This window comes from Streptomyces saintjeani (assembly GCF_055409605.1).
In genome coordinates, this window is sequence record NZ_CP189624.1 from 1,200,988 (window position 1) to 1,225,813 (window position 24,826).

26 protein-coding genes are annotated in these 24,826 nt (G+C 71.2%); 15 read left to right on the forward strand and 11 right to left on the reverse strand.

The window, feature by feature from the left end:
- Positions 1-18: 18 nt before the first annotated feature.
- Positions 19-891 carry a TauD/TfdA dioxygenase family protein gene (locus ACQCO7_RS05335; RefSeq protein WP_464070720.1) on the forward strand — a complete coding sequence of 291 codons (873 nt, stop codon included), beginning with the start codon at positions 19-21 and terminating at the stop codon, positions 889-891.
- A 78-nt stretch (positions 892-969) separates the two neighbouring features.
- On the opposite strand, the gene ACQCO7_RS05340 is transcribed toward ACQCO7_RS05335, so the two are convergent.
- On the reverse strand, positions 970-2,364 hold the full coding sequence (locus ACQCO7_RS05340; protein WP_464070721.1) for a glycoside hydrolase family 43 protein: 1,395 nt from the start codon (positions 2,362-2,364) through the stop codon (positions 970-972).
- A 120-nt stretch (positions 2,365-2,484) separates the two neighbouring features.
- On the opposite strand from ACQCO7_RS05340, the gene ACQCO7_RS05345 reads away from it, so the two are divergent.
- The 4 genes from ACQCO7_RS05345 to ACQCO7_RS05360 all read left to right on the forward strand — a co-directional run bounded on the left by ACQCO7_RS05345 (position 2,485) and on the right by ACQCO7_RS05360 (position 5,085).
- The gene (locus ACQCO7_RS05345) at positions 2,485-2,703 is read left to right on the forward strand and encodes a hypothetical protein (protein ID WP_464070722.1); all 219 of its coding nucleotides are present in this window, start codon (positions 2,485-2,487) and stop codon (positions 2,701-2,703) included.
- 134 nt (positions 2,704-2,837) lie between these two features.
- The gene (locus ACQCO7_RS05350; protein ID WP_464070723.1) at positions 2,838-4,352 is read left to right on the forward strand and encodes an SPFH domain-containing protein; all 1,515 of its coding nucleotides are present in this window, start codon (positions 2,838-2,840) and stop codon (positions 4,350-4,352) included.
- 129 nt (positions 4,353-4,481) lie between these two features.
- On the forward strand, positions 4,482-4,628 hold the full coding sequence (locus ACQCO7_RS05355; RefSeq protein ID WP_464077154.1) for a hypothetical protein: 147 nt from the start codon (positions 4,482-4,484) through the stop codon (positions 4,626-4,628).
- Positions 4,629-4,638: 10 nt separating this feature from the next.
- A complete protein-coding gene (locus tag ACQCO7_RS05360) occupies positions 4,639-5,085 on the forward strand; it encodes a type II toxin-antitoxin system PemK/MazF family toxin (protein ID WP_010359351.1) in 447 nt (148 codons plus the stop codon).
- Positions 5,086-5,122: 37 nt separating this feature from the next.
- On the opposite strand, the gene ACQCO7_RS05365 is transcribed toward ACQCO7_RS05360, so the two are convergent.
- Positions 5,123-5,911 carry a TIGR02452 family protein gene (locus ACQCO7_RS05365; RefSeq protein WP_464070724.1) on the reverse strand — a complete coding sequence of 263 codons (789 nt, stop codon included), beginning with the start codon at positions 5,909-5,911 and terminating at the stop codon, positions 5,123-5,125.
- 294 nt (positions 5,912-6,205) lie between these two features.
- Here ACQCO7_RS05365 and egtA point away from each other — a divergent pair, with 294 nt between their 5' ends.
- From egtA to ACQCO7_RS05390, 5 genes are read left to right on the forward strand one after another with little or no spacing between them, the layout of a single operon-like run.
- Entirely contained in the window at positions 6,206-7,483 is a 1,278-nt protein-coding gene (gene egtA, locus ACQCO7_RS05370) for an ergothioneine biosynthesis glutamate--cysteine ligase EgtA (RefSeq protein ID WP_464070725.1), read from the forward strand.
- Positions 7,483-8,790 carry an ergothioneine biosynthesis protein EgtB gene (gene egtB / locus ACQCO7_RS05375; RefSeq protein WP_464070726.1) on the forward strand — a complete coding sequence of 436 codons (1,308 nt, stop codon included), beginning with the start codon at positions 7,483-7,485 and terminating at the stop codon, positions 8,788-8,790. The genes egtA and egtB overlap by 1 nt, the downstream gene beginning before the upstream one ends.
- Positions 8,790-9,731 (forward strand): class II glutamine amidotransferase domain-containing protein, encoded by a 942-nt coding sequence (locus ACQCO7_RS05380; protein WP_464070727.1) that lies wholly within the window; start codon positions 8,790-8,792, stop codon positions 9,729-9,731. The genes egtB and ACQCO7_RS05380 overlap by 1 nt, the downstream gene beginning before the upstream one ends.
- A complete protein-coding gene (gene egtD, locus ACQCO7_RS05385) occupies positions 9,728-10,690 on the forward strand; it encodes an L-histidine N(alpha)-methyltransferase (RefSeq protein ID WP_464070728.1) in 963 nt (320 codons plus the stop codon). The genes ACQCO7_RS05380 and egtD overlap by 4 nt, the downstream gene beginning before the upstream one ends.
- A 46-nt stretch (positions 10,691-10,736) precedes the next feature.
- A complete protein-coding gene (locus tag ACQCO7_RS05390; RefSeq protein WP_010359360.1) occupies positions 10,737-10,952 on the forward strand; it encodes a dodecin in 216 nt (71 codons plus the stop codon).
- 16 nt (positions 10,953-10,968) lie between these two features.
- On the opposite strand, the gene ACQCO7_RS05395 is transcribed toward ACQCO7_RS05390, so the two are convergent.
- Complete coding sequence (locus tag ACQCO7_RS05395; RefSeq protein WP_464077155.1) at positions 10,969-12,888, reverse strand: eCIS core domain-containing protein; 1,920 nt, start codon at positions 12,886-12,888, stop codon at positions 10,969-10,971.
- 389 nt (positions 12,889-13,277) lie between these two features.
- Entirely contained in the window at positions 13,278-13,763 is a 486-nt protein-coding gene (locus ACQCO7_RS05400) for a phosphatase domain-containing protein (RefSeq protein WP_464070729.1), read from the reverse strand.
- Positions 13,764-13,926: 163 nt separating this feature from the next.
- Between ACQCO7_RS05400 and rpmF the strand changes: the two genes are divergently transcribed.
- Together rpmF and ACQCO7_RS05410 are read left to right on the forward strand one after the other, a co-directional pair.
- Positions 13,927-14,103, forward strand: coding sequence for a 50S ribosomal protein L32 (gene rpmF, locus ACQCO7_RS05405; protein WP_464070730.1), 177 nt, complete (start codon positions 13,927-13,929; stop codon positions 14,101-14,103).
- Positions 14,100-15,257 carry a GTP-binding protein gene (locus ACQCO7_RS05410; RefSeq protein WP_464070731.1) on the forward strand — a complete coding sequence of 386 codons (1,158 nt, stop codon included), beginning with the start codon at positions 14,100-14,102 and terminating at the stop codon, positions 15,255-15,257. Before rpmF ends, ACQCO7_RS05410 begins: the two co-directional genes overlap by 4 nt.
- 14 nt (positions 15,258-15,271) lie before the next feature.
- Here the strand turns inward: ACQCO7_RS05410 and ACQCO7_RS05415 are convergent, their stop codons facing one another.
- Complete coding sequence (locus ACQCO7_RS05415) at positions 15,272-15,880, reverse strand: LysE family translocator (RefSeq protein WP_464070732.1); 609 nt, start codon at positions 15,878-15,880, stop codon at positions 15,272-15,274.
- 81 nt (positions 15,881-15,961) lie between these two features.
- On the opposite strand from ACQCO7_RS05415, the gene ACQCO7_RS05420 reads away from it, so the two are divergent.
- The 3 genes from ACQCO7_RS05420 to ACQCO7_RS05430 are packed head-to-tail and all read left to right on the forward strand — an operon-like array spanning position 15,962 to position 18,526.
- Positions 15,962-16,414 carry an Lrp/AsnC family transcriptional regulator gene (locus ACQCO7_RS05420; RefSeq protein WP_464070733.1) on the forward strand — a complete coding sequence of 151 codons (453 nt, stop codon included), beginning with the start codon at positions 15,962-15,964 and terminating at the stop codon, positions 16,412-16,414.
- A gap of 32 nt (positions 16,415-16,446) precedes the next feature.
- Positions 16,447-17,517 carry a LacI family DNA-binding transcriptional regulator gene (locus tag ACQCO7_RS05425; RefSeq protein WP_464070734.1) on the forward strand — a complete coding sequence of 357 codons (1,071 nt, stop codon included), beginning with the start codon at positions 16,447-16,449 and terminating at the stop codon, positions 17,515-17,517.
- Positions 17,518-17,524: 7 nt separating this feature from the next.
- Complete coding sequence (locus ACQCO7_RS05430; protein WP_464070735.1) at positions 17,525-18,526, forward strand: LLM class flavin-dependent oxidoreductase; 1,002 nt, start codon at positions 17,525-17,527, stop codon at positions 18,524-18,526.
- Here ACQCO7_RS05430 and ACQCO7_RS05435 read toward each other — a convergent pair.
- The 6 genes from ACQCO7_RS05435 to ACQCO7_RS05460 all read right to left on the reverse strand — a co-directional run bounded on the left by ACQCO7_RS05435 (position 18,490) and on the right by ACQCO7_RS05460 (position 24,712).
- Positions 18,490-19,530, reverse strand: a complete 1,041-nt coding sequence (locus ACQCO7_RS05435; protein ID WP_464070736.1) for an NAD-dependent epimerase/dehydratase family protein — start codon at positions 19,528-19,530, stop codon at positions 18,490-18,492. The genes ACQCO7_RS05430 and ACQCO7_RS05435 overlap by 37 nt on opposite strands.
- A gap of 4 nt (positions 19,531-19,534) precedes the next feature.
- Entirely contained in the window at positions 19,535-20,296 is a 762-nt protein-coding gene (locus ACQCO7_RS05440) for a lysophospholipid acyltransferase family protein (protein ID WP_464070737.1), read from the reverse strand.
- Positions 20,296-21,066 (reverse strand): GNAT family N-acetyltransferase, encoded by a 771-nt coding sequence (locus tag ACQCO7_RS05445; protein WP_464070738.1) that lies wholly within the window; start codon positions 21,064-21,066, stop codon positions 20,296-20,298. The genes ACQCO7_RS05440 and ACQCO7_RS05445 overlap by 1 nt, the downstream gene beginning before the upstream one ends.
- 277 nt (positions 21,067-21,343) lie before the next feature.
- A complete protein-coding gene (locus tag ACQCO7_RS05450) occupies positions 21,344-22,093 on the reverse strand; it encodes a succinate dehydrogenase/fumarate reductase iron-sulfur subunit (protein ID WP_464070739.1) in 750 nt (249 codons plus the stop codon).
- Positions 22,090-24,039, reverse strand: a complete 1,950-nt coding sequence (locus tag ACQCO7_RS05455; protein ID WP_464070740.1) for a fumarate reductase/succinate dehydrogenase flavoprotein subunit — start codon at positions 24,037-24,039, stop codon at positions 22,090-22,092. The genes ACQCO7_RS05450 and ACQCO7_RS05455 overlap by 4 nt, the downstream gene beginning before the upstream one ends.
- A 1-nt stretch (position 24,040) precedes the next feature.
- Positions 24,041-24,712 (reverse strand): succinate dehydrogenase, encoded by a 672-nt coding sequence (locus tag ACQCO7_RS05460; protein WP_464077156.1) that lies wholly within the window; start codon positions 24,710-24,712, stop codon positions 24,041-24,043.
- Positions 24,713-24,826 lie beyond the last annotated feature (114 nt).

The window sequence follows — 24,826 nt, forward strand, 5'->3', positions numbered from 1 at the left end:
CCCCTTCTGGAGGCTGACATGGAACCGTACGAGCGCGAAGCGCTGGAAGCGGTGACCACACGTCCCGTGCACCCCTACCGCACACTCACCGTCGAACGAATCACCCCCGTGCTGGGCGCGGAGGTCTCCGGCGTCGACCTGTCGCGGGAGATACCGGAGCAGCAGCTGGAGGAGATCCGGACCGCCTTCCTCGACCACCACGTCCTCGTCTTCCGCGACCAGACGATCACCGACGAGCAGCACATGCGCTTCGCCGCCGCGTTCGGCGAACTGCGCCCCGTCAACCCGCCGCCGCCCGAGGGCGACCCCCACATCCTGGAGATCCGCACGACGTCGGCCGCCGCGAACGTGGCGGGCAACGGCTGGCACGCGGACGGCACCGCCGACGCCGAACCCTCCCTGGGCTCGATGCTCCACATCACCGAGATCCCCGAGCCGGGCTGCGGCGGCGACACCCTGTTCGCCAACATGCACCTCGCCTACGGCATGCTCTCACCGGCCCTGCGCGCCCTGCTCGACCCGCTCACCGCGATCCACGACGGCGCACAGGCCCTGGCCGGATACCCGCTGCCCGCCGACTACGTCGTCCCCAGGAGCGAACACCCGCTCGTCGCCCGGCACCCCGAGACCGACCGACCGCTGCTGTACGTCAACAAGGCGTACACCAGCCGCATCCCGCAGCTCTCCGCCGACGAGAGCCGCGCCCTGCTCGACATGCTCTTCGACATGATCGCCCGCAGGCCGGTTCTGCACTGCCGCGTCCGCTGGACCCCGGGCACGCTCGTCTTCTGGGACAACCGGTGCGTCCAGCACCACGCGACGTACGACTACTACCCCTACGCCCGCTACGGCCGGCGCGTCGCCATCGACGGCGGTCCCGTCAAGGGCTGACACCGGCCGATCCCACCCGGCCCGCCGCACATCTGTTGCGCTGCGGGCCGGGAACTCCCGGGTCAGGGGACGCGCGGCTCAGGCCCAGGCCGTCACCGGGACGAACGAGCTGTCCTGGCGGAAGACGTCCGTGCCGTCCGCCGGGTCCACGCGGAGTTGGTAGTCCCAGTGGCGCAGGTAGGAGCCGGGGTAGTTGTACGACTCGAAGCGGACGGCGCTTGAGGTGGTGCCGGTGCGGGCGACGAACGTCGCGTCGCGGGCGAACGTCGACGTCCCGTCGTTCGCGTCGAACCGGCCCCGGAAGTCCCAGTGCCGCAGGTACTTGCCGGACGCGTCGCGGAACGAGTAGCCGTTGGAGTCGGCGAGCCCGGCGACGACCGTGAAGGTCGCGGCCTGTTTGTCGGCGGCGGCGCTGGAGCCGGTGATCACCGGGAGGTTGAGCAGGGCGGACTGCTGCTCCCAGTACCGGGTCGGGTAGTTGACGGACTGGAAGGACCGCGTCGCGTTCCTCGTGATCGCCGGGCCGCCGGAGACGGTCTCCTTGATGACCGTGAAGTGGCGTGCCGTACCGGAGATCCCGGGCAGGGCCTTCGGCGCGGACCAGGTCGCGAAGGTGTCGTAGCTGTCGCTGTAGTAGTACTTTCCGTCGCCGTAGCCGTCGAAGTAGATCCGCCAGGCGCCGTTGTCGAGCTGGATCACCGAGGGGCCCTCGCGGTAGCTGCCCCAGCCGGCCCAGTCGCCGGTCTTCGAGATCGTGTAGGGGCCGTTGAGGGAGGACGCGGTGGCGTACTCGATGTACTTGGTCGTCTCGTTCTTCGTGAACGCGTGATAGGTCGAGCCGGTCCGCACGATGTACGTGTCGATGTGGTTGGCGCCGATGCCGGACAGGGCGACCGGTGAACTCCACGCGGTCAGCGCCGAGTTCGTGGCCCTGAGGCGGTACGGCGTGAAGATCCACTCGTCGCTGGTGAGCGAGCAGGAGACGATGACGTTGACGCTGCCGTCGCTGTCGACGAACCACTCCGGCGCCCAGGCCCTCGACAGGTTCGCGATCGGCACCGTGTAGTCGTACAGGAACGTCCAGTTGACCCGGTCGGAGCTGCGCGCGAACCCGATCGTGGTGCTGACGTCCTGCCAGGTGTGCGTGGTGTACGTCAGGTAGTAGTTGCCGTCCGTGTGCTTGAGGACACTCGCGTCCCGGATGCGGTTGCTCGGCGGCGTGTACGCGGAGGACTTCGCGAGCCGGAAATCGGTGCCGTCGTCGGACGTGTAGACGTTCACCGTCCCGTCGTCGCTGTTGAGGAACGGGACGATGGTGTACCGGGTCGCGGCACCACTGGCGGGCGCGGCGGCCAGCGCGCTCCCCAGCAGTCCGGGGGCCTCGCCGAGGACGAGGGCGGCGGCAGGAACGATCGCGAGCGCGCGCAGCAGGCTGCGGCGGGACGGCGTGGGGGGACGGTGCTGTGTGGTCATGGCGGCTCTCCCTGACACTCTGGGGGTTCGACCAGCCGAACGAGGTTCGGGAAGTCGATCAGAAGGTAGGGGCGTGAATGAGACACGTCAATGGGTTGGGCACTGGCCTAACCTGTGAAGATGAACGACGTGTCGATGGTCGGGCTCATGGGGCGGGTCACGGGGGCGGTCGGGCCCGGGCTCGTCGGGGAGGTCATCGTCCGGGTGCGGGGCGGGGCGGAGCACTTCCTCGCGTATCCGGCGAACAACGGGGAGCGGTTCGCGACGGGGACGGTGGTGATGGTGGTGGAGCACCTGCCGCCGAGGACCGTGTACGTGACGGCCGCGTACGACAGTTGAGCGCGCGAAGTCCCAGGTGAGAGCCGTATGCGTCAAGGTTGTGACAAAGATCGGGCGGTCTCTTCTCCTGGGGCGCGCACGAGCGCACACTCCCTTTCGTTCGGTGCCGAAAGGGCACCATCACAAGGGGGCGTATGCCGATGGTCATCGGCGTCGTTGCGGGTGTGGCGGTTGTCGCCGTGCTCGCCGTGATCGGTTTGTTCAAGATGATGTGGCGGGTGGCGGAGCCCAACGAGGCGCTGGTCATCTCGGGTTCGAACCATCGGACCGAGGGTCTCGAAGCGGGGATGGGGTTCCGGATCGTCACGGGGCGCGGCACGCTGGTGATGCCGGGCGTGCAGGCGGTGCGCAAGCTGTCGCTCGACCTCAACGAGACCGAGTTGCAGGTGGATTGCGTCACGCACCAGGGGATTCCGCTGAAGGTGCGGGGAGTCGTCATCTTCAAGGTGGGTGACGACTTCGTGTCGATCGCCAACGCGGCCCGCCGGTTCCTGGACCAGCAGCGGCTGATGTCGGAGCGCGTGCACAACGTGTTCGCCGGTCATCTGCGGTCCATCGTGGGCGGGTTGACGGTCGAGGACATGATCCGCGACCGGGAGAAGCTGACCGGGCAGACCCGGGCGGCGTGCGGGACCGAGATGGAGAAGCTGGGGCTGATCGTCGACTCGTTGCAGATCCACGAGATCGAGGACCCGACCGGGTACATCCAGAACCTGGCGATGCCGCACGCGGCGGCCGTCCAGCGGGACGCGCGCATCGCGCAGGCCGAGGCCAACCGGCTCGCCACCGAGGCGGAGCAGCAGGCGGCGGCGCGTATGTCGGAGGCGACGCGCGACAGCGAGATCCTCCAGGCCGGTTACCAGGCCGAGCGCGACCACGCGGCGGCGAAGGCCCGGCAGGCGGGGCCGCTTGCCGAGGCGGGGGCGCGGCAGGAGGTCGTCGTGCAGGAGACCCGGGTCGCCGAACTCGAAGCGCACCGGCGTGAGCAGCAGCTCCAGGCGGACGTCCGCAAGCCCGCCGACGCGCAGGCGTACGAGAAGCGCACGCTCGCGGAGGCCGAGCGCGACGCGCGGATCTCGGCGGCGCAGGCCAAGGCGAAGGAGACCGAACTCGCCGCCGCGGCCGAGGCGTCCAGGGTCAAGCAGGCGGCCGGCGCGGAGGCCGAGGCGACGAAGACGCGGGGTACGGCGTCGGCCGCGGCGACCCGGGCGACCGGTGAGGCCGAGGCCGCCGCCGCTCAGGCCAAGGGGCTCGCCGCCGCCGAGTCGACCCGGGCGAAGGGGCTCGCCGAGGCCGAGGCGATCAAGGCGCGGGCCGCCGCCCTCGCCGAGAACCAGGAAGCCGTCGTCGCGCAGCAACTCGCCGAGAAGTGGCCGGAGATCGTCCAGGCGGGGGCGTCCGCGTTCGGCAACGTCGACAACATGGTGTTGCTCAACGGGGCCGAGGGGATGGGCGAGTTGTTCGCGAAGGCGCTGACCATGGGCGGGACGGGTCTTGGCCTGGCACGCCAGTTGCTGGCGTCGATGAGCCCTGACGGGCAGGCGGCGGGGGCGAACGGAAGCGGGGGCGCGCAGCAGACGGCGGTCGCTACGGCCGTGCCGCCGGTGGTGTCTCCCGCGGCTCAGAAGGTCGCGGTCGACAAGGAGTAGGAGCGGTACGAGGATGAGGCGAGCCCCCCACAGGGCTCGCCTCACTCCCGGTGCACAGCCCCGGCGGCCCGCAGGGAATGGCGGCCGTGACCATCGCGTACTGGATCCTCGCCGCCCCGCGCCCCATGGCTGGCCCTGTGCGCGGCGATCGGCTTCACCGCCCTCCAACTGGCCGCGTCCGCCGCCCACTTGCGCCTCGGCGACCGGAGTGTCCCGCTGTACCTCGCCCTCTTCCTCCTCGCCGCCGCCACCATCCGGCCCGCGACGGACCTTTAGGGTGCATGTCGTGAGTACGTTCACCGATGACGACGTCCCGGGCCGCTTCGGCGCCACCGCGACCACCGAGGCCGACCCCCGTGAGGTCGGCCGTGTCCGCACCGAGTACGCGCCCGAGCACGACGGCGATCCCGATCCCGGCGAGATCGTCTGGACCTGGGTCCCCTTCGAGGAGAACGACGGCCGGGGCAAGGACCGCCCCGTCCTGGTCGTGGCCCGCGAACCCCGGGGCACCCTCCTCGCGGTCCAGCTCTCCAGCAAACGCCACGACGCCGACCGCGAATGGGTCCCCATCGGCAACGGCCCGTGGGACAAGTCGGGCCGCGACTCGTGGGTGGACGTGGACAGGGTGCTGCGCCTGCACGAGGACGGCATGCGCCGCGAGGCGTGCGCGCTGGACCGGGGCCGCTTCAATCTCGTACGGCAGCGGCTGCACGAGCGGTACGGCTGGACGTAGACCATGAGTAAGGGCCGTGAAAGCGGCCCTTACGCGATTATGCGAACGCCTCGGAGAAAGCCCCCCGGACCACAGCACCCGGCGTCCGGTCCAGCACCCCGAAAACCACCTTCTCGAACACCCCGGTAAACCTGCCGTCCAGCAGTTCCCGAAACACCCCGGCCACCTGGACCGGATCGTTCTGGAACACCCCGCACCCCCAGGCACCGAGCACCACGCGCCGGTACCCGGACGCGACGGCGGTCTCCAACACCCGCTCGGCACGCACCGCCAGAGCGCCCGGCACCTCGTCGACGCGCTCCGGCAAGGTCCGCCGGATCACCCCGGCGTTGGGCGCGGCGGCGGTCAGGAAACCGGCGTGATAAGGGTCGTCCAGGAGGCGCCCCCGGTCGTCCCGGAAAACGGGGACAGCCGGAGAGTGAATGATCCGGTCGGTGTATAAGGGATCTCGATGGGCCCGGTGATAGGCGTAGAAATCGGGCGCTTCCAGCAGGCACGCGTACAGCGCGGAAGCCCGGCACAAAGCCTCTTCCTGAGCCTGGGCCCCGTTCAGGAAACCCCCGCCGGGATTCCGCGCGGAGGCGAAATTGAGGACGGCGACAGGCTGGTCCGCGAGGCGGCGGGCCGCTTCGAGGCTGCTCTCGCCGGTGACCTCGATGACGGTGCCGGTCACGGGGACCGGCGTACAGGGAACGGCCTTCGGCCCCAGCATCCGCGTACCCGCGCGCGCCGCTTCGACGGCCGCGCCGAAGGACACCCCCCGGTAGCCCCCCGCCGAGACGATCTGGACCGTCTCCTTGGCGATCCCCCTGAGCCGCGCGCTCATGGCGTCACCCCCGTGAACGCCATGAACGCGACGCCCTCCCCTGTCGTGCTCATGCAGCCATCGTCCGCGACCCGGGACGGACCCCGCAACGGAATTTCCCGCCCCGGATACGCCCGGGGGACGCCGGTACGACGGCAGCGTGACGTGCGGAGGAACCCCGCGACGAACGCCGTTACACCCCGTTTCGCCCCCTTGTGGGATCCGCGCCGAGGGTTTTGGGTGGGACGAGTGATCCCGGCCGGACACCCGTCCGGGCCGGACCGATGGCATGGTGGAACCCCAGGAGGATCCCGAATGTCCGATTCTGTGAGTGACGGCGGCGACTGTACGGACGTCCGTACAGCCGTGACGGAGGCCGAGGTGGAAGCCCTGGTCAGGGGCATCTGCTTCAAGACCGGCCCGCCCCGGACGGTCGGCGTGGAGGTCGAGTGGCTCGTCCACGAGCTGACCGAACCCCGCCGCCCGGTGACCCGTACCCGACTGGAAACGGCCTACGAGGCCCTCAGGAACATCCCGCTGGACTCCGCGCTCACCGTGGAACCCGGCGGACAGCTGGAGCTCAGCTCCCGCCCGGCCGCCTCCCTGACGGAGTGCGTGAACACGGTCTCGGCGGACCTCACCGCCGTACGCGCCACGCTGGCCCCGCTGGGCCTGGCGCTCGCCGGCATCGGCACCGACCCCTGGCACGGCCCCCGCCGCTACCTGCGCGAGCCCAGGTACGACGCGATGGAGGCGTACCTCGACCGGACCGGCCCGGCGGGCAGGGCGATGATGTGCACCTCGGCGTCGGTGCAGGTGTGCCTGGACGCCGGGTTCGAGGAGCCGGGGCCGCTGGGGCTCGGCCGGCGCTGGTGGCTGGCGCACCACCTGGGCGCCGTCCTGGTCGCGGCGTTCGCGAACTCCCCGCTGCTCGGCGCGGAACCCACCGGCTGGCGCTCGACGCGGCAACTGCTGTGGCTGGAGATCGGCACGGGCCGCGCGGGCGGCCCCGACCTCGCGCACGCCCCGCGCGACGCGTGGTCGCGGCTGGTCCTGGACGCGCCGGTGATGTGCGTACGGCGCGACAGCGGGCCGTGGGACGTGCCGGAGGACCTCACCTTCCGGGAGTGGATCCGCACCGGCACCCCGACCCGCGCGGACCTCGACTACCACATCTCGACCCTGTTCCCGCCGGTGCGTCCGCGCGGTCACCTGGAGCTGCGGATGATCGACGCGCAGCCCGGCGAGGACGGCTGGATCGTCCCGCTGGCGGTGACGACGGCCCTGTTCGACGACCCGGAGGCCACCGAGCGCGCCTACCGCGCGGTGAAACCGCTGGTGGAACGCACGCGGTCGCTACCGGCCCCGCACAACCCGCTGTGGATCACGGCGGCCCGCGAGGGCCTCGGCGATCCGGAGCTGCACGAGATCGCGCGGGCGTGCTTCGCGGCGGCCCTGGAGGCCCTGCCCCGCCTGGGCGCGTCCCCGGCGGTGACCGACGCGGTGACCGAGTACCACGACCGTTACGTCGTCCCGGGCCGCTGTCCGGCGGACGACCTGCTCGACAGCCTGTACGGCGAGGAGATCCACTGATGACCACCGACCCCGAGTCCATACGGCAGCGGGCGCTGGACACCCTGACCACGGCCCGCGCCCGTACCGACCTCCTCACCTCCTGCGTCGAGGACCCCGACCTCACCGCCCAGCACTCCCCCCTGATGTCGCCGCTCGTGTGGGACCTCGCGCACATCGGCAACCAGGAGGAGCTGTGGCTCCTGCGCGCGGTCGGCGGCGGCGACCCGATGCGGCCGGAGATCGACAGTCTCTACGACGCGTTCGAACACCCCCGCTCGGAGCGCCCGACGCTGCCGCTGCTGCCGCCCGCCGAGGCGCGCGCGTACGCGGCCGAGGTCCGGGGCAGAGTCCTGGACCTGCTGGAGAAGGCCGACTTCCACGGCACCCGGCTCACCGAGGCCGGGTTCGCCTTCGGGATGATCGCGCAGCACGAACAGCAGCACGACGAGACGATGCTGATCACCCATCAGCTCCGCAAGGGCCCGCAGGTCCTCACCGCCCCGGACCCCGGCCCGGTGGGCCCGTTCACCGGACCGGCCGAAGTCCTCGTCCCCGGCGGGGAGTTCACGATGGGCACGGACTCCGAGCCGTGGGCGCTGGACAACGAACGCCCCGCGCACCGCCGTGAGGTGGCCGCCTTCCACCTCGACACGACGCCGGTCACGAACGGCGCGTATCTGCGCTTCATCGAGGACGGCGGCTACGACGAGCCCCGCTGGTGGCACCCGGCCGGCTGGGCGCACATCCGCCGACACGCCATCCGCGCACCCCAGTTCTGGCACAGCGACGGCGGCCAGTGGCTGCGCCGCCGGTTCGGGGTCACGGAGGCGGTCCCTCCGGACGAGCCCGTCGTGCACGTCTGCTGGTACGAGGCCGACGCGTACGCCCGCTGGGCCGGACGCCGGCTGCCGACGGAGGCGGAGTGGGAGAAGGCCGCCCGCCACGACCCGGCGACGGGCACGTCCCGCCGCTACCCGTGGGGCGACGCGACGCCCTCGCCCGAGCACGCCAACCTCGGCCAGCGCCACCTGCGTCCGGCTCCCGCCGGGAGCTACCCGGCCGGTGAATCCCCGCACGGTGTACGGCAGTTGATCGGCGACGTGTGGGAGTGGACGGCGAGCGACTTCCTGCCCTATCCGGGGTTCCGGGCGTTCCCGTACAAGGAGTACTCCGAGGTGTTCTACGGGCCCGAGCACAAAATCCTGCGCGGCGGTTCGTTCGCCGTGGACGAGGTCGCCTGCCGGGGCACGTTCCGCAACTGGGACTATCCCATCCGCCGCCAGATCTTCTCCGGGTTCCGTACGGCCCGCTCGGAGGACGTCTGATGTGCCGTCACCTCGCCTACGTGGGCGACCCGTTGCCGCTGGGACGGCTCCTGTCCGACCCCGCGCACAGCCTGGTACGCCAGTCCTGGGAGCCGCTGCACCAGCGCTCGGGGACGGTCAACGCCGATGGTTTCGGGGTGGGTTGGTACGCGCCCGACGACCCCGCCCCGGCCCGCTACCGCCGCACGGGCCCGATCTGGGCCGACCTCACGTTCACCGACCTGGCCCGAGTGGTCCGCACCCACGCCCTCCTGGCCGCCGTACGCGACGCGACCCTCCCGGGCGCGGACGGAGAAGCGGCGGCGGCCCCGTTCGCCTCGGGCAGGTGGCTGTTCAGCCACAACGGGGCGGTGAAGGGCTGGCCGAACTCGATGACACCCCTGACCGGAACGCTCCCGGCGGCGGACCTGCTGTCACTGGAGGCGCGCACGGACTCGGCGTTCGTGTGGGCACTGGTGCTGGCGCGGCTCGCAAGGGCATCGGGCGCGGGGCTAGGGGAAAGGGCTGATTCGCCGGATGCGGCGGGCGGCTCAGCAGGCGTGAGCACGCCGGGCAAGGCACCGGCCGGTACGCGCGCGGCAGGCCCACCGAGCGCCACACCTCCCGGCGCCGTGCCCGCAGGGCCGTTGGACGACACCATCGCCGCAGGCCCGCTCGGTGACGCGCTGGCCCGCACCGTCGTCGAGGTCGCCGAAGCCGCCGCCGGCTCCCGGCTCAATCTCCTTGCCACGGACGGTACTTCGATCGCCGCGACCGCCTGGGGCGACAGTCTCTGGTACCTCCTCGACCCCGGGCGCGGCGTGGTCGTCGCCTCCGAGCCGTACGACGGCGACTCCGCCTGGCGGGAGGTTCCCGACGCCACTCTCCTCACCGCTACCCGCACGGAGGTCCTGCTGACCCCGCTCAAGGATCTCGACGCACCGAAGGAGCCCCGTCCGTGAGCCCGTTCCGTCTCACCCGCACCCTGCCCGAGGGCGCCACCGACGCGGCCCTGCGCGCCGACGTCCTGCGCGGGCTCACCGCGAACCCCAAGTGGCTCCCGCCGAAGTGGTTCTACGACGCGCGCGGCAGCGAACTCTTCGACCGGATCACCGAGTTGCCCGAGTACTACCCGACCCGCGCCGAACGCGAGATCCTCCTGACCCGCGCCCCCGAGATCGCCGGGGCCTCCAACGCCCGTACGCTGGTGGAGCTGGGCTCGGGCTCCTCCGACAAGACGCGTCATCTCCTCGCGGAACTACGGGACCTGGACACGTACGTCCCCGTGGACGTGAGCGAGAGCGCCCTCACCCAGGCCGGGGAGGCGCTCCTCGTGGAGCATCCCGGCCTGACCATCCACGCCCTGATCGCGGACTTCACGAACGGCCTGCGTCTCCCCGAGACCCCGGGCCCGAGGCTGCTCGCCTTCCTCGGCGGCACGATCGGCAACCTCGTACCCGCCGAACGCACCGCGTTCCTCGCCGCCATCCGTACGCTCCTCTCCCCCGGCGACACGTTTCTCCTGGGGACGGACCTGGTCAAGGACGAGGCGACGCTGGTCCGGGCGTACGACGACTCCGCCGGGGTGACCGCCGCGTTCAACAAGAACGTCCTCAGCGTCGTCGACCGCGAACTCGGCGCCGACTTCCACCCGGACGCCTTCGACCACGTCGCTCTGTGGGACGCGGACCACGAGTGGATCGAGATGCGGCTGCGGTCCAGGGCCGCGCAGACGGTCAAGGTGCCCGCGCTCGACCTGGCCGTGGACTTCGCGGCGGGCGAGGAGCTGCGTACGGAGGTCTCCGCGAAGTTCCGGGCGGAGGGGATCAGGACGGAGCTGGCCGCAGCCGGTCTGGACCTCACCCACTGGTGGACCGACGCGGCGGGCCGCTTCGCGCTGTCCCTGTCCACCGCCCGCTGACCGCCCACGCCTCGCGCCATCCCCTGGCGTGAGGCACGGTGGACGTATGTCGAACCACACATACCGGGTCACCGAGATCGTCGGCACTTCCCCCGAGAGCGTGGACCAGGCCGTCCGCAACGGCGTCGCCCGCGCGTCCCGGACGCTGCGCAACCTCGACTGGTTCGAGGTGACGCAGGTCAGGGGGCAGATCGAGAACGGGGAGGTCGCGCACTGGCAGGTGGGGCTGAAGGTGGGGTTCAGGCTGGACGAGGAGAGCTGAACCCTGCCGGGGGCCGTCACCTCTTCCTGTACTCCAGCGACCGCCCCTCGTTGAGCCGCTGGACCAGGTCGAACGCGGCGACGGCGAGCGGCAGCAGGTCCGCCGTACCGAGCCCGTCCTTCATCCGCCGCAGCTCCGCGACCAGCGCGACCTCCTGCTTCCCCGGCCTGCCCACCTGGTCGTCGACCGTGCCCAGCGCGCCGAGCGAGCCGTGGATGTGCTTCCAGTCCTGCTCGTTGACGTCGGCGCGCTCCACCTGGTTCAGGTGCCGGTAGTTGCGCAGCAGGTCCTTGCCGGCCGGCATGCCCTTCAGCCACTGGTGGCGGGTGAGCGGGATCTGCCGCTCCTCGCGCTGCCCGGCCTCGCCGTGCTCCACGGGCCGGGAGTAGACCGTCGCCTGCTCGTCGGACGGGTCGAGACCGGCCGCCGTGAGGACGAACGCGGCGAACTCCGCCGGGTTCGTGCGGTAGTGGACGCGCATCGACAGGGGCAGCAGCGTGAAGTTGTGGGCGAAGGACGTCCGGGACATCATGCCGCCCGCGATGGACTTCGAGTTCGCCTTCTCGCCCAGTTCCGCGCCGTACGCCAGGTAGCTGCCGATCAGCACGACCAGGCCGACGAGGCCGTCCGTGGACTCGCCGCCGGTGACCGTCGCGGGGAGCGCCTTCGCCTGGGCCTCGGCCGCCTGGCGGATGCCGTCGGCCGTACGGATACTGCTCTGGTGCAGGTCCTGCTTGGCCTCCTTGCGCTGCTCGTGGGCGCCGGGCCGCGTGAACGTGGGCCGTTTGTCCGGGACTTGGAGGTACTCCACCAGCCTCGGCAGCTCGTCCAGCTTGAAGCCGCCGGTCATCTGCGGGGCGTAGACGAGGGCGCCGCCCAGCGGGAACACGACGATGCCGGGGGTGGCCGTGAAGCCGCCGAGGTTGACCTGGTCCAGCGCGAAGGACGGCTGGTCCTGACGAGCGTCCAGGGCCTGGGAGACGGCGGTGATCTCACCCATGACCCGCAGGAGTTCGTCCTTCGTGCTGAGCGGTTCGGTCACCCACTCCAGCGCCGAGCCGCCGGTGGGGCTGACGTCCGAGGTGAGCGCGTACCCCGTACCCGTGCCGACGGAACCCATCTTGGGGACCTCGCGGCCCGGGATCGGGGTCTCGCGGATCCAGTTGCGCTGGAGCAGCGACAGTTCGACGGCGTTCAGCTGCGCGCCGTACACGTCGGGGTGGTCCTGCCGCGCCTTGTCGAGCCGCGCCCGGCCCGCCGCCGTGGGGCGGAATCCCAGCGGGTCGCCCGCGAGGGGGGTGAGCCACGCGGTCCTCAACTGCTCGCTGGAGCTGCTCTGTTCGGACGTGTCCAGCAGGGCGCCGGTCTGTCGCCGGTCGGACATCGTCAGCAGGAGCTGCGCGCCGCACATGGCTTCCCGCTCGGAAACCTCGTCCTGATGAGCCTGATGGTCCTCCTGCGTCAGGTCGTTGTGGTCCCGCATCCGCCACTGCGACTCGAACTCGAACCCGACCCGCCGCTGAACCGCTTCCCCGTGTTCCTCCCCATCGCCCTCACACCGCTGCACCTCCTGCCCCCGGGCCACCCGCGCCCCGACCTCCGACGCCTCCCGCTCCCACGTCCCGTCCGGATCGCTGAGCCCGCCCGGTGCGCCGCGCTGCGTCGTGTGGTGGATCTCGTGGGCCATCGTCTCCGTGTCCCGCAGGACGCTCGCGTTCTGGACGACGATGTTGTTGCCGACGGTGTACGCCTTGGCGTCGATGCTCGCGGCGGCCTGCTCGTTCACGGAGACCCGGACATGGCCGAGACTCGTGCCGAACGCGCTCTCCATCGACGCCCGCATCCCGCTCGGCAACGGCCGTCCACCCCGCGAGGCGGTCCGTGCGGCCTCCCGTACGGCGTCGGGCCCCTCTACGGCGCGCTCGCGGGCGACCATGCGGGACACGGCGGCGTTCCCGATCACCCCTTGCAGAACACCCGGCGATCCCACCGGAGAAACACGAACCGAGCTGCACGACTCGACCTGTTCACGAGCCGCACCGCTGCTGCGTCGGGACTCGGTGGTACGCCGCATGAGGAATCCGTTCGGCCGAGAGTTCTTGCCTCGCCATCCTGGCCAAGGAGTCGGCGCACGGAAAGGGGGAAAAGGGCAGGACGAGGGTCAGTTCGCGCTGCCCTCAAGGTCATCGCGGCGAGCACGAGTCCCTCGCCGTCCCGTCTTGCGGTGGGCAGGCGCGCTGCCACGACCGGATCGCGGTGACGTCCGCCGCGCCTCGCCCCGGCACTCCCGGACCCGCCCCGCGCGCACCTCTCAGCTCGCCCCGGTCACGTCCGCCCCTCCCCCTCCTGTGCCTCCCGCAGCGCCTCCGACGGTGTCGTCCATCTCGCCACCACCACCCTGAACCCGGCCTTCTCCGCGTCCGCGCACACGAGTTCGTCGTCGTCCACCAGGACCCGGACCTCTCTGCCCCGCGCGAACTTCCGCAGGAGTTCCAGCTTGGTCTGCCGCGCCGGGCGGCGGTCGTCGTTGCGGCGCATGAAGACGCGGCCCTCGGGCAGCCCGTGGCGTGCCAGCCACGCGAGCGTGTCCCGCCGGCAGCGCTCGGGGCGTCCGGTGAGGTAGACGACCTCGCACTCCTCGGCGCTGGACACGGCGAGCGCGATGCCTTCGGCGATCGGCGGGTCCTCGGGGGCGGCGGCGAAGAACCCGGCCCAGTCTCGGCGGGCGCCCTGGAGGAACCGCTGGCGGTGGGCCGTATCGGCAAGGGTGTTGTCGAGGTCGAAGACGGCGAGGGGTCGGCTGTCGGTCACGGAATCAACAGTAGGCGGCACCACTGACAACGCCCCTCGACGCCGCCCCTCGACCCCAATTGTTAATGGGAACCATTTTCAGCTAACCTCCTCGACACGGAGCCCGACCCCACGAGCCCGATCCCCCGAGCCCGACCCCGCGCACCCACCCCGAGGAGCCCCCATGGCCGTCCCCAAACGCAAGATGTCCCGCAGCAACACCCGCCACCGCCGAGCCCAGTGGAAAGCGACCGTCCCCGCCCTGGTCCCCGTGACCATCGACGGCGTCCAGCACCTCGTCCCCCAGAACCTGGTCAAGGCGTACGAACGCGGCCTCCTCCACCCCGAAGGCCGACCGTGACACAGCACGACCGCCTCCCGGTGACCGTCCTCTCCGGATTCCTCGGCGCGGGCAAGACGACGCTCCTCAACCATGTCCTGAACAACCGCGAGGGCCTCAAAGTCGCGGTGATCGTGAACGACATGAGCGAGGTGAACATCGACGCGGCCCTGGTGAGGGGCGGCGAGGCGGCGCTCTCGCGGACCGAGGAACGCCTCGTCGAGATGACGAACGGCTGCATCTGCTGCACGCTCAGGGACGACCTGCTGGAAGAAGTGGACCGCCTCGCGCGGGAGGGCCGTTTCGATCACCTTCTGATCGAGTCAAGTGGAATTTCGGAACCGCTTCCTGTCGCCGCGACGTTCGCGTTCGCGCGGGACGACGGCGCCACCCTGGGCGACGTGGCCCGCCTCGACACGATGGTCACCGTCGTCGACGCGGCGAACTTCCTCACGGAGCTGGACACCGGGGACGAACTCGCCGAGCGCGGCCTGGCCCCCTTCGAGGACGACGAGCGCACGGTGAGCGACCTCCTGATCGACCAGGTCGAGTTCGCGGACGTCATCGTCCTCAACAAGCTGGACCTGGTCGACACCCCCACCGCCGACCACCTCCACGCGACGCTGACCCGCCTCAACCCGACGGCGAGGATCGTCACGGCGACCCAGAGCCGCGTCCCGCTCCGCGAGGTCCTGGACACGAACCGCTTCGACCTGGAGCGGGCCCAGCAAGCACCGGGCTGGGTGAAGGAGTTGAACGGCGACCACGTCCCGGAGACGGAGGAGTACGGCATCTCGTCGACCGTGTTCCGCTCCGGACTCCCGTTCCACCCCGGCAGGTTGTGGACGTTCGTCACGGAGGGCCTGGACAGCGGAAGTTACGGCAAGATCCTGCGCTCGAAAGGCTTCTTCACCCTCTCGACCCGCCCCCATGTCACCGGCCTGTGGTCACAGGCGGGCACGGTCGCCCGCTTCGAGCCTTCGGCGGCCCGCGACGAGGAGGCACCGTACGCGCAGGAACTGGTGTTCATCGGCACCGGGTTGAAGGCCGAGGAACTCCGGCGGGCCCTGTCCGCCTGCCTCCTGGCGCCGGGCGAGACGGCCGGCTCCGACCCGTTCCCCCTGTGGGCGACCCACGGCATCGACGACGCCTGCGAGCACGAGCACGCGGCCTAGTACCGCGTCAGGCGCTAGATCTGCTCCACCAGCAGCACCCCGCCGATCACCACCATCAGCACCCCCGAGATCCGCGTGACCACGCGGGCCGCCCCGGGCCGTGTCCGCAGCACGGCCCCGGCGGACAGCCCCACCGCGAGGTAGACGACCGCGCACGCCGTCGTGTGCAGCACCCCGAGCAGCCCGGTCTGCGCGGCGACCGGCCACCCGGACCCCGCGTCGATGAACTGCGGGAACAGCGAGAAGTACAGCAGCAGCGCCTTGGGGTTGAGCCCGCTGATCCCGGCCCCCTTCAGCAGGATCCGGCCGGGCGAGCCGGCCACCGCCTCCGAGGCGCCCACGACGGCGGGCCGGGACAGCACGCCCCACCCGAGCCACATCAGGTAGCCGGCCCCGGCGACGGTCAGCGCGGTCAGCAGGGCCGTCGAACTCGCGACGACCACGACGAGCCCGGCGACCGCGAGCACCGTGTAGCCGACGTACCCCGTGACCAGCCCGGCGACGGCGGGCACCAGCGCGCGTTCGCGCAGCCCGGCGGAGATGGCGTACGCCCAGTCCGCGCCCGGCGTGAGCACGAGCAGCAGGTCGACCGCGAGGAAGGCGGCGACCGTCGATATGTCCATGCGGGGAAGATTAGGGACGAACAGCCCGAACATGTTCCCGTCTTTCCCGCGCTCACGGCCGATCCGGGGAAGAATCTCCCCGTGGATGCCATAGACCGGAAGATTCTTACCGAGCTTCAGCTCGACGGCCGTCTGACGATCACCGAACTCGCCGCGCGCGTGCGGCTCAGCGTCTCGCCCTGTCACCGCCGGCTGCGCGACCTGGAGCGTTCGGGAGCGATCCGGGGCTACCGCGCGGTCGTGGAGCCGTCGGCGGTCGGCCTCTCCTTCGAGACGCTGATCTTCGTCACGATGCGGATGGAGGACCGGGACACGGTCGCCGCGTTCGAGTCGGCCCTCGCCGCCGTCCCGCAGGTCGTCCAGGCGCAGCGCCTCTTCGGCGACCCCGACTACCTGCTGCGCGTGGTCACCGCCGACCTGGCCGCCTACCAGCGCCTCTACGACGAGCGCCTCGCGACCCTGCCGGGCGTCCAGCGGCTCAACTCGACGCTCGTCATGAAGCACGTCGTCGACGACCGCCCGCTCCCCGGGTGACCCGGCGCGGACGTCTAGTAACGTCAGCCCCCGTGACCAGGGAAAAGCAACGGCCCAGCACGATCAGGGACGTCGCCGCGCGCGCGGGCGTATCGGTGGCCACCGTCTCCCGGACCCTCGCGGGCGACTACCCGGTGTCGGCGGACACCCGCAGACGCGTGCTGGACGCCGTCGAGGCGCTGCACTACGTCGTGAACGTGCACGCCAGGGCCCTGTCCGGCCAGGTCGCGGGCCCGATCGCGCTGGTCGTGAAGGACATCACCGGCCCGTCGCTGGCGCATGTCGCCGCCGGGGTCGAGCAGGAGGCCGCCGACCGGGGCCGGCTCAGCCTGGTGTGCGCGACGCGCGACGACCCGGCCCGCGAGGACGCGCTGGTCCAGCTCGCCCGCCAGCAGCACGCGGCGGCGGTCCTGCTGGTCGGCGGCGCGTTCCTGGACGAGGCGTACCGGCGCCGTACGGCCGGGTACGCGCGGGCGCTGGACGCGGCCGGTTCGCGGCTCGTGCTGGTCGGCCGTCCCCCGCTGGCGGCCGGTATCCCGGCGTCGGTCGTCGAGTACGACAACCGCGCGGGCGCCTTCCAGGCCGCCTCGCACCTGCTGATCGCCGGGCACCGCCGCATCCTGTTCCTCGGCGGGGAGCACCGTTTCAGTACGGCCGAGCAGCGCCGGGCGGGTTTCGAGGAGGCGTTGCGCGGGCACGGTGTCGCGCCGGACGCCGGCCTCGACGTACCGGGCCCCTTCACCCGCTCCTCCGGCTACCTCCGCACCCGGGACGCGCTGCGCGCGGGCGTGCGCTTCACGGCCGTCTTCGCGGGCACGGACATGGTCGCCGTCGGCGCGCTGGCCGCCCTGAAGGAGGCGGGGCTGAAGATCCCGGGGGACGTCTCGGTGATCGGTTTCGACGACGTCCCGTTCGCCGCCGACCTCACGCCGGGGCTGACGACCGTACGGGTGCCGTACGAGGAACTCGGGCGTACGGCGGTGCGGTTGGCGTTGCGCCCGGCGCAGGAGCGGGGGCGGGACGACCATGTCGTGCTCGGCACGCAGCTGGTCGTACGCCAGTCGGTCGCGCCGCCAGGAATCTCCCGCGCCGTACAGCGTTGAACCCTGTGTGACCTCACTGCTCGCGGCAACGCGTTTCTCCGTCCTCGACCGCTCCCGCACCCGCGAGGGCCACTCCCCCGCCGAGGCGCTGCGGGACACGGTCGCCCTCGCGCGGGACGCCGAGGCGCTGGGCTACCACCGTTTCTGGGTGTCGGAGCACCACGGCGTACCCGGCGTAGCCGGTTCCGCGCCGACCGTGCTCGCGGCGGCCGTCGCCGGGGCGACGAGCACGATCCGGGTCGGCACGGGCGGCGTGATGCTGCCGAACCATCGCCCGCTGGTCGTCGCCGAGCAGTTCGGGGTGCTGGAGTCGCTGTACCCGGGCCGCGTCGACATGGGCCTCGGCCGCTCGGTGGGCTTCACGGACGGTGTCCGCAAGGCGCTGGGGCACGACAAGGACGCCGCCGAGGACTTCGCCGCGCAGATCGAGGAGCTGCTCGGCTGGTTCGCGGGCACCTCCCCGACCGGCGTCCGCGCCCGCCCGTCGGAGGGCCTGACCGTGCCGCCGTTCGTGCTGGCCATGGGCGAGGGCGCCGACATCGCCGCGCGCCTCGGCCTCCCGATGGTCATCGGCGACCTGCGCAACCGCGACAGGATGCTGTCCGGCATCGACCGCTACCGCGCGGCGTTCCGCCCCTCCCCCTGGGCGGCCGAGCCGTACGTCGTCGTCTCGGGCACGGTCGCCGTCGCCGCCACCCCCGAGGACGCTCACCGCATCCTGGTCCCGGAGGCATGGTCGTCGGCGTATTCCCGCACGCACGGCGCCTTCCCGCCCCTGCCGCCCGCCGAGGACGCCGAGCGCCGCGAGATGACCGCCAAGCAGCGGGGTTTCTACGCCGACGCCCTGACCGGCCACCTCGCCGGCACCGAGGAGCAGGTCGCCGAGGGCCTGGAGCGGCTGGTCAAGGAAACGGGGGCGCAGGAGGTGCTGGTGACGACGAGTACGTACGACCGTGCGGCCCTGCTCGACTCCTACCGTCGGCTGGCGGACGTCATCCACGACCGGTAGTGGTCGACCAGCGTCTCCTCGACCGGCCGGTACCTGATCCCCAACTCCTCGGTGCTGCGCCGGTTGTCGACGGTGAACCGGATGCCGAGGTGCCCCCGGATGTAGTCCTGCGTGAGCCCGAACGCGGGCCCGAGGATGCGAACGGGCCAGTGCGGCAAGGCGGTTCGGGGCAGCCGCCGGCTCTTGTGGTGCCGTCGGATCGCCGTCGCCATCTGGTGGAACGACGTCACCTCCCTCTCGGCGAGGATGTACCGCCCGTGCGCGTCGGGGTTCTCGGCGGCGGCGATGTGCGCGAGGGCGACGTCACGGACGTCGACCGTGGTGAAGCTGAAGTCCGGTGCGCCGTACCAGAAGTAGCCCTTGAACAGCTCGTCGAGCAGGAAGAGGCTGCCGGAGTCGGAGGCCGGGGTGAGGGAGGGCCCGAGGATCAGACCGGGGTTGACGGCGACCATGGACCACCGGTCCTGAGCGCCGTGCGCGTCCCAAGCGGCCTGTTCCGCGACGGTCTTGGCGTAGTGGTACGGGTTGTTGGCCACGGTGCTGCTGGAGTTGACGTACTTCTCGGTCAACTCGCCGCCCATGTCGGTGAGTACGTCGGAGTAGTCGCCGAAGATCGCGCCGACGGTGGACGTGAGGACGAGCCTGCGGACGCTCTCCGTGCGCTCGACCGCCCCCAGGACATTGCGTGTTCCGGTGAGCGCGGGGTCGACGACGTCCCGCCGGCCGTCCTTGATCTTCTCCGGCATCAGGAAGGGCGAGGCGACGTGGAAGACGACGGAGCAGCCCCGCGCCGCCTCGTCGAAGGAGCCGTCCTCCATCAGGTCGGCCTCGAACAGCCGTAGCGCGCCGGGGTGTCGCTCGCCGAGTGCCGTGAGCGGGGCGACCTTCGCGGTGGCCGTGAGGCTGCGGACCGTGGCGTGCACCCGGTAGCCCCGCTCCAGCAACTCCCGTACCAGATGGGCCGCGACGAATCCGCTGCCGCCCGTGACCAGGACCGTATCCACCCGCTCATGATCCCACTTCGGCGGCGCGGGCGAGAGACCTGCGGTCGGGATATTTCGCGGGGTCGACGACCGGGAGCACCTCGACCTCGGCGACGAGCCGCCGCGCGGTGACGACCCGCCACACGGACGCGAGGAGGGAGTCGTCGCCGATGAAGGCGGGCGCGGTGCTCTCCCGGCCGTCGGCGGTCCGGTACCGGATGCGCACCGGCTGCACGGGCGTCCCGGCGTCCAGCGCGGCCTGGAACACGGCGCGCCGGAACCGGCCGTGCTCGCGTCCGCACCAGGTGGAGCCCTCGGGGAACACGGCGACCGCCCGGCCCCCGCGCAGTGCGCCGGCGATCGTCTCGACCGTGCCCGGCAGGGCCCGCAGCCGGTCCCGGTCGATGAACAGCGCGGCGCGCGCGACGACCGGGCCCGCGAGCGGCCACTGCCGGATCTCCCGCTTGGCCAGCATCCTCGCGGGCCGCACGGCCGCGAGCAGCGGCACGTCCAGCCACGAGATGTGGTTCGCGACGACCAGCAGCCCGCCGTCCGGCGGTGCGGCCCCGGTGATCCGCACCCGTACGCCGCAGGCGCGTACGACGCTCCGCGCCCAGCCCCGCACCAGCGCGTCCGGCAGCCACCGGACGACGAAGGAGCCCGCGACCCCGGCGAGGATCAGCGCCACCACGGCCAGCAGCCTCGGCGCGCCCCGTACGCGCGCGCAGCGACCCGGCTCGATGCACGCCCTGGGGGTGCAGGGCGCGGTCGGCAGCCAGACGCTCATCAGGCCGGGGCGAGGGAGAGGAAGTGGCGCAGGTAGCGGGCGTTGACCTTGCGCATCGACAGCAGCACGTACAGGTCGGCGACCCCGAAGTCCGGGTCGTGCGCGGGCTCCCCGCACACCCAGGCGCCCAGCCGCAGGTAGCCGCGCAGCAGGGCGGGCAGTTCGGTGCGCTCCGCCGGGGCGGGCTCCTTCGGCACCCACGGCAGCAGCGGGCGTACCCGGAACTCCTGCGGCGCGAGGTTCTTCCCCTGGACGCGGTCCCAGGTCGCGGCGGCGAGCTTCCCGCCGTCGGCGAGGGGTATCGAGCAGCAGCCGGCCAGCCACTCGTGGCCCCGGTCGACCATGTAGCGGGCGATGCCGGCCCAGATCAGCGAGATGACGGCGCCGTCGCGGTGTTCGGGGTGCACGCAGGAGCGGCCGACCTCGACGAGGTTCGGGCGGATCGCGTCGAGGGGCGTGAGGTCGAACTCGCCCTCGGAGTACAGGCGTCCGGCGACGGCGGCGCGCTCCGGGGGCAGCAGCCGGTACGTTCCGACGACCTGGCCGGTCTCCGTGTCGCGCACGAGCAGGTGGTCGCAGTAGGCGTCGAAGGAGTCGACGTCGAGGCCCGGTCGCGGGCCGCCGAGCAGGGCTCCCAGCTCCCCCGCGAACACCTCGTACCGCAGCCGCTGCGCGGCCCGTACGTCCTCTTCACTACGTGCCAGGCTCACGGTGTAGCGCATCGGCGCCACGTTCTGCTGGGGACGGTCGAGCGTGGAAACGCCGGTCATGACTCTCTCCCGAGTAACAGGCGAACGACGGCGAGCGGTGCCGTCGTCCCTGTTCTTCCGACACCGGTTGGCGTGTACGTGACCAGTTCCGAGAGCTTTGATGTGGAGAGGCTGAACGGCTCGGGGCGGGTGTCCGGGGGGTCCGGTTCGGGGGGCGGGGTGGTGGACGGGAGGCGACCTTGAAGGGTATCGGCCGGTTATCGCCTTGGCGGGACCGGAATGAGCACCACTCCGGCCCCGCCCGTCCGCACCTTGTCGGCGAACGTCTCTGGGCGGGTTACCGCTTGCCCGCCTTGCGAGTGGCCCGGAGCCACTCCTTGTTCATGCTGGTGATGGAGACCAGGGGGATGCCCTTCGGGCAGGCCGTCGCGCACTCGCCCGTCAGCGTGCAGCCGCCGAAGCCCTCCTCGTCCATCTGCGCGACCATGTCCAGGACCCGGGTCTCGCGCTCCGGCGCCCCCTGTGGCAGGACGTTCAAGTGGTTGACCTTGGCCGACGTGAACAGCATCGCCGCCCCGTTGGGACACGCGGCGACACAGGCCCCGCAGCCGATGCACTCCGCGTGCTCGAAGGCGAAGTCGGCGTCGGGCTTCGGGACCGGTGTCGCGTGGGCCTCGGGAGCCGCGCCCGTGGGGGCGGAGATGTAACCGCCCGCCTGGATGATCCGGTCGAAGGCGGACCGGTCGACGACCAGGTCTTTGATCACCGGGAACGCGGACGCCCGCCACGGCTCCACGTCGATCGTGTCGCCGTCGGAGAAGGACCGCATGTGGAGCTGGCAGGTCGTGGTGCGTTCCGGCCCGTGCGCGTCGCCGTTGATGACCAGCGAGCAGGCCCCGCAGATGCCTTCACGGCAGTCGTGGTCGAAGGCGACCGGCTCCTCCCCCTTCAGGATCAGCTCCTCGTTGAGCGTGTCGAGCATCTCCAGGAACGACATGTCGGGCGAGATCCCGTCGACCTCGTACGTCGACATGGCCCCGTCGGCCTCGGTGTCGCGCTGGCGCCAGACGCGCAGGGTGAGCCTCATGCGTAGCTCCGCTGGGTGGGGTGGACGTACTCGAAGACGAGGTCTTCCTTGTGGAGCGTGGGCGCCTCGCCGGTGCCGGTGAACTCCCAGGCCGCCGCGTAGGCGAACTCCTCGTCGTGGCGGGCGGCTTCGCCGTCCGGCGTCTGGGACTCCTCGCGGAAGTGCCCGCCGCAGGACTCGGCGCGGTGCAGCGCGTCGAGGCACATCAGCTCGGCGAGTTCGAGGTAGTCGACGATCCGGTTCGCCTTCTCCAGCGACTGGTTGAACTCCTCGCCGGTGCCGGGGACCTTGATGCGGCGCCAGAACTCCTCGCGGATCTGCGGGATACGCTCCAACGCCTTGCGCAACCCGGCGTCCGTACGCGCCATCCCGCAGAACTCCCACATCAGTTCCCCGAGTTCACGGTGGAAGGAGTCGGGGGTCCGGTCCCCGTCGACCGACAGCAGCAGGTTCAGCCGGTCCTCGGTCTCCGCCAACACCTCCTGGACGACGGGGTGTTCAGCCGTCACCTCGCTCTGGCGCGGGTTGCGCGCGAGGTAGTCGTTGATGGTGGCCGGCAGCACGAAGTACCCGTCCGCGAGCCCCTGCATCAGCGCGGACGCGCCGAGCCGGTTCGCGCCGTGGTCGGAGAAGTTGGCCTCGCCGATCGCGAACAGCCCGGGGACGGTGGTCTGGAGGTCGTAGTCGACCCACAGCCCGCCCATCGTGTAGTGCACGGCCGGGTAGATCCGCATCGGCACCTCGTACGGATCCTCGTCGGTGATCCGCTGGTACATGTCGAAGAGGTTCCCGTACTTGGCCTCGACCGCCCCCCGCCCCATGCGTTTCACGGCGTCCGCGAAGTCGAGGTAGACACCTTGCCCGCCGGGCCCGACGCCCCGCCCCTCGTCGCACACGTTCTTCGCGGCGCGGGAGGCGATGTCGCGCGGGACGAGGTTGCCGAAGGAGGGGTAGATCCGCTCCAGGTAGTAGTCCCGCTCGTCCTCGGGAATCCGGTGCGCGGGCCGCGTGTCCCCCTTCGCCTTCGGCACCCAGATCCGCCCGTCGTTGCGCAGCGACTCGCTCATCAGCGTCAGTTTCGACTGGTGCTCGCCGGTGCGCGGGATGCACGTGGGGTGGATCTGCGTGAAGCAGGGGTTCGCGAAGTACGCGCCACGCCGGTGCGCCCGCCACACGGCGGTCGCGTTGGAGTTCATCGCGTTCGTCGACAGGTAGAAGACGTTGCCGTAACCGCCGCTGGCGAGGACGACGGCGTCCGCGAAGTACGTCTCGACGCGCCCGGTGATCAGGTCCCGCGCGACGATCCCCCGCGCCTTCCCGTCGACGACGATCAGGTCGAGCATCTCGGTGCGCGGGTGCATCTCGACGTTCCCGGCGGCGATCTGCCGCGACAGCGCCTGGTAGGCGCCGAGCAGCAGTTGCTGGCCCGTCTGCCCGCGCGCGTAGAAGGTGCGGGAGACCTGGACGCCGCCGAAGGACCGCGTGTCGAGGAACCCGCCGTACTCCCGCGCGAACGGCACGCCCTGCGCCACGCACTGGTCGATGATCTCCACCGAGATCTGCGCCAGGCGATGGACGTTGGACTCGCGCGCCCTGAAGTCGCCGCCCTTGACGGTGTCGTAGAACAGCCGGTGGATCGAGTCGCCGTCGCCCCGGTAGTTCTTCGCGGCGTTGATGCCGCCCTGCGCGGCGATGGAGTGGGCGCGGCGCGGGGAGTCCTGGTAGCAGAACTGGACGACGTGGTAGCCCTGTTCGGCGAGCGTCGCCCCCGCCGCGCCCCCGGCGAGTCCGGTGCCGACGACGATCACCGTGTGTCTGCGCCGGTTGGCCGGGTTGACGAGCTTCGCCTCGAAGCGGCGGGTGTCCCAGCGCTCGGCGATCGAACCCGAAGGGGCCTTGGTGTCGGCGACCGGCGCACCGGTCGCGTACTCGGCGTAAGAGGTCATGTCAGCTCACCACTCCGGTCATGACGCCCACGGGTACGGCGATGAAACCGGCCGTGAGCAGCAGCGCGAGAACGTTTGCCGTGGTCTTGAGGGCCCGGTCGCGGGTCCGGCTCCCGGCGCCGAGGGTCTGCGCGGCGGCCCAGAACCCGTGCCTCACGTGCAGGCCGAGGGCGAGCATCGCCGTGATGTAGATGACGTTGCCGTACCAGGTGGAGAAGGTGTCCACGACGTTCTGGTACGGCCTGCCCTCCTGGAAGCCGCCGCTGTGGACGGTGCCGGTCGTCAGGTCGAGGATGTGCCAGACGATGAACAGGGCGAGGATGATCCCGCCCCAGCGCATGGTGCGCGTCGCGTAGCCGGCACGCCGTTTGACGTGCACGTACTTGCTGGGCCGTGCCTTGAGGTCGCGGCGGCTGAGCTGGTACGCGGAGACCCCGTGGGCGACCACGGCGATCACCAGCACCACGCGGACCACCCAGAGCGTCCACTCGTAGTGCATGAACGGCTCGCCGATCGTGCGCAGCCAGTGGGCGTAGTGGTTGAACTCGCCCGCGCCGAAGAAGATCTTCAGGTTGCCGAGCATGTGGACGACGAGGTAGCCGAGCATGATCAGGCCGCTGACGGCCATCACGGTCTTCTTGCCGACGGAGGAGTCCCACACGGTGCGCGCCATCGACGGCCGTCGGTCCGTCCGCGTTGCCAGAGCCATGGCTCGAAACGCTAGACGCGTTCCGGCCCATCGGTCCAAGACATGGTCCGGCTTGATTCGATAGCCGGAGCCTATGAT

Bases quoted from the DNA above. Each gene is read 5' to 3' on its own strand.
- rpmF (WP_464070730.1), top strand. From the start codon at position 13,927: ATGGCCGTCCCCAAACGCAAGATGTCCCGCAGCAACACCCGCCACCGC.
- ACQCO7_RS05365 (WP_464070724.1), bottom strand. From the start codon at position 5,911: ATGAGCGCGCGGCTCAGGGGGATCGCCAAGGAGACGGTCCAGATCGTC.
- ACQCO7_RS05415 (WP_464070732.1), bottom strand. From the start codon at position 15,880: ATGGACATATCGACGGTCGCCGCCTTCCTCGCGGTCGACCTGCTGCTC.
- ACQCO7_RS05390 (WP_010359360.1), top strand. From the start codon at position 10,737: ATGTCGAACCACACATACCGGGTCACCGAGATCGTCGGCACTTCCCCC.
- egtB (WP_464070726.1), top strand. From the start codon at position 7,483: ATGACCACCGACCCCGAGTCCATACGGCAGCGGGCGCTGGACACCCTG.
- ACQCO7_RS05460 (WP_464077156.1), bottom strand. From the start codon at position 24,712: ATGGCGCGCACCGTGTGGGACTCCTCCGTCGGCAAGAAGACCGTGATG.
- ACQCO7_RS05350 (WP_464070723.1), top strand. From the start codon at position 2,838: ATGCCGATGGTCATCGGCGTCGTTGCGGGTGTGGCGGTTGTCGCCGTG.
- egtA (WP_464070725.1), top strand. From the start codon at position 6,206: ATGTCCGATTCTGTGAGTGACGGCGGCGACTGTACGGACGTCCGTACA.
- ACQCO7_RS05340 (WP_464070721.1), bottom strand. From the start codon at position 2,364: ATGACCACACAGCACCGTCCCCCCACGCCGTCCCGCCGCAGCCTGCTG.
- ACQCO7_RS05335 (WP_464070720.1), top strand. From the start codon at position 19: ATGGAACCGTACGAGCGCGAAGCGCTGGAAGCGGTGACCACACGTCCC.
- ACQCO7_RS05395 (WP_464077155.1), bottom strand. From the start codon at position 12,888: ATGGTCGCCCGCGAGCGCGCCGTAGAGGGGCCCGACGCCGTACGGGAG.
- ACQCO7_RS05380 (WP_464070727.1), top strand. From the start codon at position 8,790: ATGTGCCGTCACCTCGCCTACGTGGGCGACCCGTTGCCGCTGGGACGG.
- ACQCO7_RS05450 (WP_464070739.1), bottom strand. From the start codon at position 22,093: ATGAGGCTCACCCTGCGCGTCTGGCGCCAGCGCGACACCGAGGCCGAC.
- ACQCO7_RS05445 (WP_464070738.1), bottom strand. From the start codon at position 21,066: ATGACCGGCGTTTCCACGCTCGACCGTCCCCAGCAGAACGTGGCGCCG.
- ACQCO7_RS05440 (WP_464070737.1), bottom strand. From the start codon at position 20,296: ATGAGCGTCTGGCTGCCGACCGCGCCCTGCACCCCCAGGGCGTGCATC.
- ACQCO7_RS05345 (WP_464070722.1), top strand. From the start codon at position 2,485: ATGAACGACGTGTCGATGGTCGGGCTCATGGGGCGGGTCACGGGGGCG.
- ACQCO7_RS05455 (WP_464070740.1), bottom strand. From the start codon at position 24,039: ATGACCTCTTACGCCGAGTACGCGACCGGTGCGCCGGTCGCCGACACC.